The 10,721-nt window shown below is 40.9% G+C and carries 11 protein-coding genes and 1 pseudogene; 7 read left to right on the forward strand and 5 right to left on the reverse strand.

What is annotated here, in order from left to right:
- Positions 1-41 precede the first annotated feature (41 nt).
- Complete coding sequence (trpB, locus tag RJ01_RS10880; RefSeq protein WP_034171081.1) at positions 42-1,247, forward strand: tryptophan synthase subunit beta; 1,206 nt, start codon at positions 42-44, stop codon at positions 1,245-1,247.
- A gap of 140 nt (positions 1,248-1,387) precedes the next feature.
- Here trpB and RJ01_RS10885 read toward each other — a convergent pair whose 3' ends face one another.
- The 3 genes from RJ01_RS10885 to RJ01_RS10895 form a co-directional block, all read right to left on the reverse strand.
- Positions 1,388-1,819, reverse strand: a complete 432-nt coding sequence (locus RJ01_RS10885) for a CBS domain-containing protein (protein WP_034171082.1) — start codon at positions 1,817-1,819, stop codon at positions 1,388-1,390.
- A 100-nt stretch (positions 1,820-1,919) separates the two neighbouring features.
- Positions 1,920-2,294: a DUF2750 domain-containing protein gene (locus RJ01_RS10890; RefSeq protein WP_034171083.1), complete on the reverse strand. Its 375-nt coding sequence runs from the start codon at positions 2,292-2,294 to the stop codon at positions 1,920-1,922.
- A 156-nt stretch (positions 2,295-2,450) separates the two neighbouring features.
- Positions 2,451-2,684, reverse strand: a complete 234-nt coding sequence (locus tag RJ01_RS10895; protein ID WP_034171084.1) for a hypothetical protein — start codon at positions 2,682-2,684, stop codon at positions 2,451-2,453.
- Between the two features lie 220 nt (positions 2,685-2,904).
- Between RJ01_RS10895 and RJ01_RS10900 the strand changes: the two genes are divergently transcribed.
- Together RJ01_RS10900 and RJ01_RS10905 are read left to right on the forward strand one after the other, a co-directional pair.
- Positions 2,905-3,267, forward strand: a complete 363-nt coding sequence (locus tag RJ01_RS10900; protein ID WP_081402667.1) for a hypothetical protein — start codon at positions 2,905-2,907, stop codon at positions 3,265-3,267.
- Positions 3,268-3,371: 104 nt separating this feature from the next.
- On the forward strand, positions 3,372-3,695 hold the full coding sequence (locus tag RJ01_RS10905; RefSeq protein ID WP_004783701.1) for a hypothetical protein: 324 nt from the start codon (positions 3,372-3,374) through the stop codon (positions 3,693-3,695).
- Here the strand turns inward: RJ01_RS10905 and RJ01_RS10910 are convergent.
- Both RJ01_RS10910 and RJ01_RS10915 read right to left on the reverse strand, forming a co-directional pair.
- On the reverse strand, positions 3,619-5,196 hold the full coding sequence (locus tag RJ01_RS10910) for a pitrilysin family protein (RefSeq protein ID WP_171248469.1): 1,578 nt from the start codon (positions 5,194-5,196) through the stop codon (positions 3,619-3,621). The two genes, RJ01_RS10905 and RJ01_RS10910, sit on opposite strands and share 77 nt — an antisense overlap.
- 11 nt (positions 5,197-5,207) lie before the next feature.
- On the reverse strand, positions 5,208-6,548 hold the full coding sequence (locus RJ01_RS10915; protein WP_375725873.1) for a M16 family metallopeptidase: 1,341 nt from the start codon (positions 6,546-6,548) through the stop codon (positions 5,208-5,210).
- Positions 6,549-6,780: 232 nt separating this feature from the next.
- Here RJ01_RS10915 and ftsY point away from each other — a divergent pair, with 232 nt between their 5' ends.
- The 4 genes and pseudogenes from ftsY (at position 6,781) to RJ01_RS10935 (ending at position 10,388) form a co-directional block, all read left to right on the forward strand.
- The gene (ftsY, locus tag RJ01_RS10920; protein ID WP_034171087.1) at positions 6,781-7,884 is read left to right on the forward strand and encodes a signal recognition particle-docking protein FtsY; all 1,104 of its coding nucleotides are present in this window, start codon (positions 6,781-6,783) and stop codon (positions 7,882-7,884) included.
- Between the two features lie 180 nt (positions 7,885-8,064).
- Positions 8,065-8,754, forward strand: a pseudogene (locus RJ01_RS10925) (nitroreductase family protein).
- Positions 8,755-8,934: 180 nt separating this feature from the next.
- Positions 8,935-9,528: a nitroreductase family protein gene (locus RJ01_RS10930; protein ID WP_034171088.1), complete on the forward strand. Its 594-nt coding sequence runs from the start codon at positions 8,935-8,937 to the stop codon at positions 9,526-9,528.
- 194 nt (positions 9,529-9,722) lie between these two features.
- Positions 9,723-10,388 (forward strand): DUF2057 domain-containing protein, encoded by a 666-nt coding sequence (locus RJ01_RS10935; RefSeq protein ID WP_034171089.1) that lies wholly within the window; start codon positions 9,723-9,725, stop codon positions 10,386-10,388.
- Positions 10,389-10,721 lie beyond the last annotated feature (333 nt).

Consider the following 10,721-nt stretch of genomic DNA (forward strand, 5'->3'; position numbering starts at 1 on the left):
AAGTCACTTGTTATACCTTATTCCAATATTCAGGAATTATTATGGCTCATCAAATTAATGGTATTGCGTTGCCCAACGAAGAAGGTTTCTTTGGTCAATATGGCGGTCAGTTCATTCCACCAGAGCTAAAACAGGCCATGGATGACATCAATGTTGCCTATCAGGAAATCCGTCAAACTGAAGAATTTCAGAATGAATTAAAAGACCTGTTTGCTAACTATGTCGGCCGTCCTAGCCCTTTGTTTCATGCTAAACGCCTTTCTGATCAGTTAGGTGGAGCACAGATCTATTTAAAACGTGAAGACCTGAATCATACCGGTGCACATAAAATCAATCACTGTCTGGGTGAAGCACTGCTGGCGAAATATATGGGTAAAACCAAAGTGATTGCAGAAACCGGTGCAGGTCAGCATGGTGTGGCATTAGCCACTGCATGTGCTTTGGTGGGTATTCCATGTGAAATTCATATGGGCCAGGTGGATATCGAAAAAGAACATCCAAACGTCGTAAAGATGAAAATCTTGGGTGCTAAGCTGATTTCTGTGACTCGTGGTACAGCAACCCTTAAAGATGCAGTCGACAGTGCTTTTGAAGAATACTTGAAAGATCCGAAAAACTATATCTATGCGATTGGTTCGGTGGTAGGACCGCATCCATTCCCAATGATGGTGCGTGATTTCCAGTCCATTATTGGCGATGAAATCAAGGTTCAAACCAATGAACGCTTCGGTGCAAACCCAGACTATGTGGTGGCATGTGTGGGTGGTGGTTCAAATGCCATGGGTGCATTCACGGCATTCCTGAATGATCCAGACGTGAAACTGGTAGGGGTAGAACCTGCTGGTCATGGCCTAAATACTGATAAGCATTCCGCAACGCTGACTTTGGGTAAACCAAGCCAGTTGCATGGTATGGCATGCTATGTGCTTGAAGATGAGCAGGGTGAACCTTTAGCTGTGCATTCGATTGCTTCTGGCCTGGATTATCCAGGCGTAGGGCCACAGCACAGCCTGCTTAAAGATCTGGGTCGTGTGGAATACACTACGGCAACAGATCAGGAGTGTCTGGATGCCTTTATGACCCTGTCACGCGTTGAGGGAATTGTGCCAGCATTAGAAAGTTCACATGCAATGGCTTGGGCAATTCGTGAAGCGGGTAAATTGCCTAAAGAGACTAAGATTGTAGTGAATCTTTCAGGGCGTGGTGATAAAGACTCTGATTATGTCGCAGAGAAACTCGGTCTTTAATTTGATTTATAGTCATAATCAAAAAAATCCCAGTCTTAAGACTGGGATTTTTTATATCTGATCTGGTTTTGATATTGCATTGTTATTTGTTTGTAATGACATTTTGGAATTTAATTCACGTATTGAAATAAGAAAGAATTTTAGCCTGAAATATATTGTTGTAACTGATCAATCAGTTTACGTTGATCTTCCATTGCAGCTTTGACCAAGTCACCAATCGAAATCAGACCAATCAGTTTGCCATTTTCAACTACAGGTAAGTGACGTAAATGGCGGTCAGTCATTAATGCTAAGCAGTCTTCAACAGAAGTTGCAGAAGTCACAGTTATGACTTTAGGTGTCATAATTTCATTGACCGTGGTATCAAAAGAGGTTCTTTGCATCAATGCGATTTTACGGGTGTAATCACGCTCTGACAAAATGCCGACCACACTGTCTTCGTGGGTAACGACCAGCGCCCCAATTCCTTTTTCTGCCATCAGGCTAATTGCTTCTAAAACTGTAGAGTTTGGACGGATAGTATAAACTGCCTGATGTACTTTATCACCGAGCACTTGTGCTACGTTGGTCATTCTATTGAGTCCTTTTTATCTAATTATTATTAGTCCTAGAGTATGTATCCAACTGAACATCTCTAGGTGTCTATTTTATGTCTTTATAAATAACATGTTTTTAGGCAAAGTGCAGTCTTTGTTGTGAGAAAAACAGGTGGCGCATCTGTGGAATTGATAATTTTAGTTTAGTGCCATTACCGCTACATAAAGTAGGTGTCACGGCTAATCGGGACAGTGTTGGTAATAAGTTGTTTTCAAAATCTTCGGGGTTGATTCTACGTGGTACATAACCTGGCCAATGTTCCTTGGCATAATTTTTGGCATCCAGAGAATTAAGCCAGAATGGAAAAATATAATCTTCCTGATCGCGCATCATCGCCCAACCCTGATGATAGACGCCCCACAAAACGCCACAATACATCATGGATTTGAGGATGGTGAGCCTCAAAAGAAAGTTTTTACATATCGGGTCGTATTGAATAATTTTTCGCATTGTCGTTAAAATAAAGTGCTATTAGAGTTCAGCTCTATTCTAGAAAGTTCCAGTGAAATTACTGTTTCAGCTTTGCAAGCAATCGTAATAAATTATGTCTTAATTGCAGTATTTCGAAAGAATGGCATAAAAAAACGTCACCGAGGTGACGTTTCTTCAAGCTTGCATGGTAGCCATGTTCTGCCAGTATTGTGCTTTGAGTGAATCTCGTTCTACACGAAAACCCTGATAATACAGTTCAGCTAAAAAGAGTGCTGCTTTACCGTGACCGGCGCGCGCTGCATCTTCTAATTGTTTTACTGCATCGACAAAGTTCATTTGCGATTGAATGGTATTCACTGCATCTGCATACAGATGTTCCAAATCATGTTGAGAGATATTCTGCATAATATAAAAACTCCTTAATTTTAATTATGATTTCGGATAGACTTTTAAGTCTAAATACAAATATAACTTAGTATTATTAAACTAATATTACAAAATAATGGAAAAGTCAACTATATCAGCTTTCTTGTTTACTTAATTTATAGTTTGTACGATCAAACTATACACAATTGGAAGTTTGGTTGGTATAGATTTTAACAATAGAACAAAAGAAAAGGAGAACAACATGATGCAAAGAACTCTTGAAGGGCTCAGTTTTGATATGCCCCCAACAGCCAGTCAGATTACAGAATTGGCGCATGTACACCGTAAAAAACTAGATGAGGCAATTTATGACAAATATACCCATCTAGGTGATTACAGTCTGGCTCAACGTAAAGAAGTTTATGATTTTACCCGCGCTCTGGACGAAACCCAGCGTGCAGAGTTTTATAGTCACTATAATGATGAATTGGTCCGAATTGCAGATGAGGATCGACTGCATCCACCTGAAGCCGAAGCCGGCTTAAGCAAGTTTGCAATTTTGCTGGTTTTAGGTCTGGTGGCAATGGTCATTGCCTGGAGTGTGTACGAATTGTTGAAATCCTAACCGATTTATAGTCATATCAAAATGTATATTTATACTGGTCATTCAATCTTTGACTTGAACTTCATGGGACCCAGCCATACACTAGCTTCAACTTGAGGTAGTGTATGGCTATAGATAGCAAAAAATTAAGCGATTTTCTGAATAAAATTAAGCTTGAACAAATTTATAATGCGGTTGTTATTTTTATTGTGGCATTAATTTTATGTCTCGCTACATTTGCCATTTATCGTCCACTGACGACTTCCCAATTTAATTTACTTCAGGAACTTGCAGAACAGCAGAGCTTACCTCAAACCCAGGATATGGCTCAGACTTTGCTGCAACAGCAACGCATCCATCGCGGTCAATATCTTAAATTGATGCAGGCGTATCAGCAGGAATCTCTACGGACTCGTCAGCTTCCGCCGGTTTCTGTGGATATGCCTTAGGTATTGAAATCATATTAGGTAGTGGTGTAGAAGGATCTAACAGGTTCTGTTCCAATCGTAGTTTTAATGCTTCTTTATCCAATTCTTGACTCACCACGACCAGTGTTAAACGTTCTGGATGCAAATGTTTGCGCACGGCATTTTGCACATCTGCAGCGGTAATTTTGGCTAAACGTTCTGGATAGCGTGAAAGATAGTCGGCTTGCTCTGCATAAAAGCCCATTGTGCCTAACTGGGCATTAATCGTGGCATTGCTGCTGTAATTATTTGGAAATGCTCTTAACATCCCGGCCTTGGTTTCTTCCAGGCGCTTAGTATCAATCGGCTGATTTACAAAGTTGATAAAAGCCTGATGTGCGATCTGAATGCTATCCAGTAACTGATCTTGTCTAGTCGAATAACGGAAGCTAAATATGCCGGGTGCCTGACTAAAGCTAAATGTACTATAAGCACCATAGGTATAGCCGCGTTTTACCCTTAATTCCTGCATCAATACTGCATTAAACCCACCACCACCAAACATGCGATTGGCCACTTCCAGAGCAAGTCGATCTTCAGTAAAACGGTTTGGTCCTAAGTGGCCGAAGGTCACATGCGCTTGGGATGAGTTATAAGGCAAATGCACGATATCAAAACCCGATTTTTCTTCAGGTTCAGCTAATGCAACAGCTTTCTGTCCTTGAGGCAAATTGCCTGCAATTCGTTCAGAAAGTTCCAGTGCCTGTTTAGAACTGAGTTTGCCGGTAATGGCAATATTCATGTTTTGTGCTACCAGAAACTGGTCGCGGAATTTTTTCAGTAAATCAGCCGTAATTTTTTTGGTACTGCCAATGGTGCCGGTAATGGGTTCGGCATAAGGATGCTGGCCATACAATGCCCGATAAAACCGGATATCCATCAGTTTACTTGGATTTTCCTGAAGCTGTTTTTGTCCTACTTGAGTATTACTGAGTGCTAACTGTATACTCGAAGGCTTGAATGTGGCATTTTTGAGAACTTCCATCATCATGGCCAAAGCAGGTTCCATTTTTTTGGGATCTGATAAAGTTCTAAGGCGAACGACAAACATATCGCGATAAGCCTGCACGCTAAATTGTGCGCCTGTCGCATCAAAGACTGAAGCCACCTGTGCAGCCGTATATTTATCTGTTCCTTCGCGCATCAGTTTGGCTGCTGTGCTGGATAAACCAAATAGACCTTTAGCAATTTCCTGATCTCGTGCTGATCCGGCATTAAAGGTCAGTTGAATATCGACCATCGGCAGATCTCGGGTTTCAACAAATAGAGTGCGAACTTTGTAACGATTATTCAGGTCATGGATAAAAGGTGCCTGAAATGCCTGCTTTTGATTAATGTTTTTTAAGCTTTGCAGGAGAGGGATCGCTTGTAACTGACTGGGATTATCATTCAAATCAGGTTGGGTATCTAAATAATTTTCTGCCCAAAGGCTTGAACTGAGGCTTAAGCTGGTTAAAAGGATAAGAGAGCGAACTTTAGACATTGTAATAACCATTATTGATCTTTCTGTTCAGGCAAAAGGTAGAGCGTACTTAAATTTTCACGGACAAAATAGGCATTAGCAACCCGCTGAATGTCCTCTGCACGGACACTGTCATAATGCTGAGGCAGTTCATCCATCAGGCGGTAACTCAATCCGTTTACTTCAAGGTTTCCAATCATTTTGGCCTGTCCGCTCAGACTGTCCTGACTATAAATCAGATTTGAAATAAAGCGTGTGCTGATCCTTGCCAGTTCATACTCAGAAATAGTTTCAGTTTTTAGTAAATTAATTTCTTTCTGGATGGCCGTTTGTGCTTCTGTCAGATTTACACCTGGAGCCGGAAGTGCGGAAATACCAAACAGGCTATCTCCACGGTTATAAGGATCATAAGACACACTTACAGAAGTAAGCACTTTGCGGTCGCGAACCAGACGATCCTGCAAACGAGAAGAAATTCCGCTATCCAGCAAGCTGCGGATAATGGTTAGGGCGTAGGCATCTTGAGGATTCTTGGCGGTAGATAGAGATTTCACATTCCAGGTCATATACAGATTAGGCACCTGGACATTACTCTCAACTTCCATATGACGATAGCCTAAGCGTTCAAACTCGAGTACGTCATTACGTGATGGTGTAGGACGTGCCGGAATATCGCCAAAATATTTCTGTACCTGAACGAGAGCTTCTTGAACGTCAACATCCCCGACGATGACCAGAATGGCATTATTCGGGCTATACCAGTCTCGATACCATTTTTTAACATCACTGAGCTGAATATTATTGAGCGTTTTCATGTGACCAATCACGGGCTGACGATAGTGACTGGTGGGATAACTGATCCATCTAAATCGTTCAAATGCCTGGGCACGCGGATTATCATCAGTACGCTGACGCCGTTCTTCCATTACCACTTTAATTTCCGGATCAAAATCTTGCTGGCGTAACAAGAGGTTGTTCATGCGGTCAGATTCGAGTTCAAGCGCCATCGGAAAATAGGCTTTAGGATAGAGCTGATAATAGTTCGTGTAATTGGTAAAGGTTGCGGCATTAATACTGCCGCCATAAATCCGGCTCAGGCGGGTAAATTCATCATTGGGAACTTTGTTCGTGCCTTTAAACATCATATGTTCCAAAGCATGAGAGACACCGAGAATATTGCCGGACTCATCACTACTGCCGACTTTATACCAGATCTGTGTCATCACCATCGGAGAGCGATGATCTTCCCGGATAATGACTTTTAAGCCATTACCTAAATAGGTTTCGATGGTGGTGCGGGATAATTCACTCTGGGTTGCGGCATGTACGGGGCTAAAACCAAAACTCAGGATGAGTACTGCGACTGGAGAAATCCGCTGTTTGATGATTCTGGATAAGGAGGAGATAGCAAAAAAAGATATGGACACAAAGTCTTCCAATGAATAGATATTTGTATTTAGGATTATTTTTCAGAAATCTTGTATTGAAAGCAACCAAACACTGTTATTTTTTGGTTGTTTATTCATGGATTGGATTTCCCGCTCAAAACACTGCAAGTTATGCTAGAATTCAATTTTTTAACGCAATGCTTTTCAAGGATTCGGCATGCAACAGCAATCTAATGGGCAAAACAAATTTTTGATTGATGCTGATATCGGAGATGATGATGTCACATTACCGAGTTTACCTGCGGTTAATGTGCCGATTGTAGAAACACCAAGCGCAACTGCTGAAGTTTCTGCACCTGTGGCGACGGAAGCTCAGGAAGAAGAACCTGCTACAAAAGGCGGTTTCTTTAGCCGTATGAAAGAGGGTTTAACCAAAACTCGTAAAAATCTTGCCGATGGGATGGTCAATATCCTGATTGGTGGCAAAGAAATTGACGATGAATTATTAGAAGAAGTTGAAGAACAGCTTTTGGTTGCAGACATCGGTGTTGATGCGACTAAAACGATTATTGCCAATTTGACTGAACGTACCGCACGTGGTGACCTGATTTATTCTCACTCGCTGTATAAAGCGCTTCAGGAAGAACTGGTGGCTCTGCTGGCTCCGCGTGTAAAACCACTGCATATCGATCCAAACAAAAATCCGTATGTGATTCTGGTGGTGGGTGTAAATGGTGTAGGTAAAACCACGACCATTGGTAAACTGGCAAAACGTCTGCAAGGCGAAGGTAAAAAAGTCATGCTGGCTGCGGGTGATACTTTCCGTGCTGCTGCAACTGAGCAGTTACAGATCTGGGGTGAACGCAACAATATTGCCGTCGTAGCCCAAGGTCATGGTGCTGACTCTGCTTCAGTCATTTTTGATGCTTTCGAAAGTGCGCGTGCCAAAGGTGTGGATGTTTTAATTGCGGATACTGCAGGCCGTTTGCATAACAAAGGTCACCTGATGCAGGAATTGACCAAAGTTAAACGTGTCATGCAGAAGATTGATGCGACTGCGCCACATGAAGTGATGCTGGTGGTGGATGCCGGTACAGGGCAGAATGCCATTAATCAAGTTGAAATGTTTGATGAAGCAGTAGGTTTAACGGGTTTAACCATTACCAAGCTGGATGGTACCGCCAAAGGTGGCGTGCTGTTTAATATTGCCAGCCGTACGCATGTACCGATTCGCTTTATCGGTGTAGGTGAGAAAATTGATGACTTACGTCCATTCTCAGCAAAATCATTCGTTGCGGCATTGTTTGAAACTGAAAAATAATTAATGCGACTTGCACCACATAAACTCCGCTAAATGCGGAGTTTATTGTTTTAAAGGGTTTAAATGTTCTAAAAAGCAGCATGAAAAAAAACAGCAAATTCTGCCTACCTGAATAAACCCATTATAATTGTATGGGATTTGCCTGGTGATTGAAGTTCAGGCTATATGTAGAGGGTAGAAATGGCATTACTCAATAAAATTGGGCAGGTATTAACAAGTGACCTTACTAAGGATTTTAAATTTCCTAAAAACAGTAAAGCAGTTGAACATTTAGAATTCACTTTTGTTGAGAAATTAAAAAAGTTCCGTGGGACTTATCAGCTAGGTAAGCGTGTGCGTTATAGTCAGGCTTATCTGACCGAGCTGATTCAGGAAGCAGTGCATAGCTGTTCTTCAGCCTATAATTCACAAAGTGCACGCATTATCGTGTTATTTGCCGATTCACATCATCAATTCTGGAACATTGTGAAAGATGTTCAACGCCAGCATGTGCCGGCATCGGTCTATGAAGGGATTAGAATCAAACTGGATTAATGTGAAAATGCCTATGGCACGATTTTATTCTATGAAGATCAGAATGCTATTCAGCAATTACAGAAAAAGATTCCATTTAGTGCCGATGATTTTCCACTGTGGTCAGAGCAGACTTCCGGCATGGTACAGTTTGCTGCGTGGACTGCGCTGGCTGATTCCGGTCTGGGGGCTTCTTTACAACATTATAATGCACAGATCAATCATCCTGTAGCTGAGCATTTTAAAATTGATGAAAAATGGTTGCTACGTGCTCAGCTCTGTTTCGGTTCAATTGAAGAAGCAATAGAAGACAAAATTGAGTCTGTAAATCCAGACAGCTTCCAGGTATTTAGCTAAGACCGGCGATTTTTGAAATTAGCATGCGCTAAGGTGATTGATACAAAGTATCAACCTTAACATCTCTGAGAATGTTCTATAAATAAAACACATTGTTATCGAAATAAGACTGTTTTGGGCAGTGAAAATGCTTAGGATGATCTTATCGGTTTTTAAATCAGAATAGAACGAGGTGAGATCATGGCATTTCTAGATCATATTAAAAAACGCCGTAGTATTTATGCTATTGGGAAAAATGTCAGCCTGGATCAGGCAGAAATTGAGCACATCATTAAAGAGGCGGTGAAACATAGTCCATCATCTTTTAACTCGCAATCTTCACGCGTAGTGATTTTGTTTGGTCAATCACATGATACTTTCTGGCATATTGTGCGTGAAACTTTACGCGACTTGGTGTCAGCAGATGCTTTTGAGGCTACCAATAGCAAAATAGATGGTTTTGCGGCAGGTTGTGGAACTGCACTGTTTTATGAAGACCAGAATGTCATTAAAGGAATGCAAGAAAAATTTGCGCTATATGCAGATAATTTCCCGATCTGGTCAGAGCATGCCAGCGGTATCGCTCAGTTTGCAACCTGGACAGCTTTGGCTGAACATAATATTGGTGCATCACTACAGCACTATAATCCGATCATTGATGAAGAAGTGGCGCAAACTTTCAGTATTCCATCGAACTGGAAGCTTCGTGCTCAATTGGTATTTGGTTCAATCGAAGCCCCTCCAGGTGAAAAAACCTTTATGGATGATGCAGAACGATTTAAGACCTTTGCATAATCGATTTAGAGATGAGAAAGAAGTACTGTTAAGTACTTCTTTTTTATGTGTGATATAGCAGAAATCAGAAGATAGATAGTCTGATAAATGCTGGGTAAAGTGCTGTAGAGGCAAAGCATTTGTCATAGAATTGTCATTTGTACACGGCATAGTGCAATGAAAATTTTATATATTAACCAGAATGAGTGAGTGACATGGGTTTACGTATTACAGCAGCTGTAGTTGCATTATTGGGCAGCACATCAGCTTTTTCAGCCGTGACATTAACCGTACCTGAAGAAATCAAGATGATTGCAGTGAATGATCAGGAAGTACGTTCAGGTCTATTACGCTCAGATCAAACTTATAAACTGGATGCGGGTACGAATGCGATTAGTGTTCGTTATACTGAATTTTTCCAGCACAATGATAATTCTCATGACATTTTAAAATCTGGCGTAGTAACTGTAAAAACTCCAGAACTTAAAGATGGTGAAGCTTATAAATTGGGTTTAATTAACGCGCCTAAAAATTTTGATGAAGCGAAAAAATATAAAGACCAGCCAATTATTGGTTTATATGATGCAAAAAATCAGCTTCTGGTTCAGCAGGCAGGAGCAAAAGATGCAGCGAAACCATTACTAGGGCAAAGTATTTTAGGAAAATCTGTGGATTTGACAACGAATAAAGTTGTAACTCCAACAAATCAGCCGGCAGCGGTCTACACTCAAACTGCAAGCACACCGAATGTGGCTACAGCAAACGTTCGGGAAAATGCATCAGTTGGTCAGCTTGATCAGCAATTAATTCAGTTGTGGAAACAGGCATCTAAAGCTGAACGACAAAAATTTATGAATTGGCTTGGCGAGCAGGTAAATTAAAATTTATTGTTCAATAATAAAAGGGATCGTATGCAACGATCCCTTTTAATAAAAACTAAACCAGTAGAAATTCACATTTGCTTAAACTTTTAGGCTAAAAATAACTGGAAAAAAGCATTAAAACTGCTAAAAATAGCAGTTTAGATTAAAAAATAAACGTACGATACGCTTTTTTGAATATTTTTAAGAAAAGCTCTTGCACTGGTTCTGAAACTGTATAGAATACGCAGCACACCAACGCAATGCATGAAACAAAACGTTAAGTGATTGGGTTGGAGCTTAAAACTGACGAGGTTTTAAGTAAGATCATTAAGAGATTATGAAGAACAACTT

This window comes from Acinetobacter sp. YZS-X1-1, assembly GCF_000804305.1.
GTDB lineage: Bacteria > Pseudomonadota > Gammaproteobacteria > Pseudomonadales > Moraxellaceae > Acinetobacter > Acinetobacter variabilis.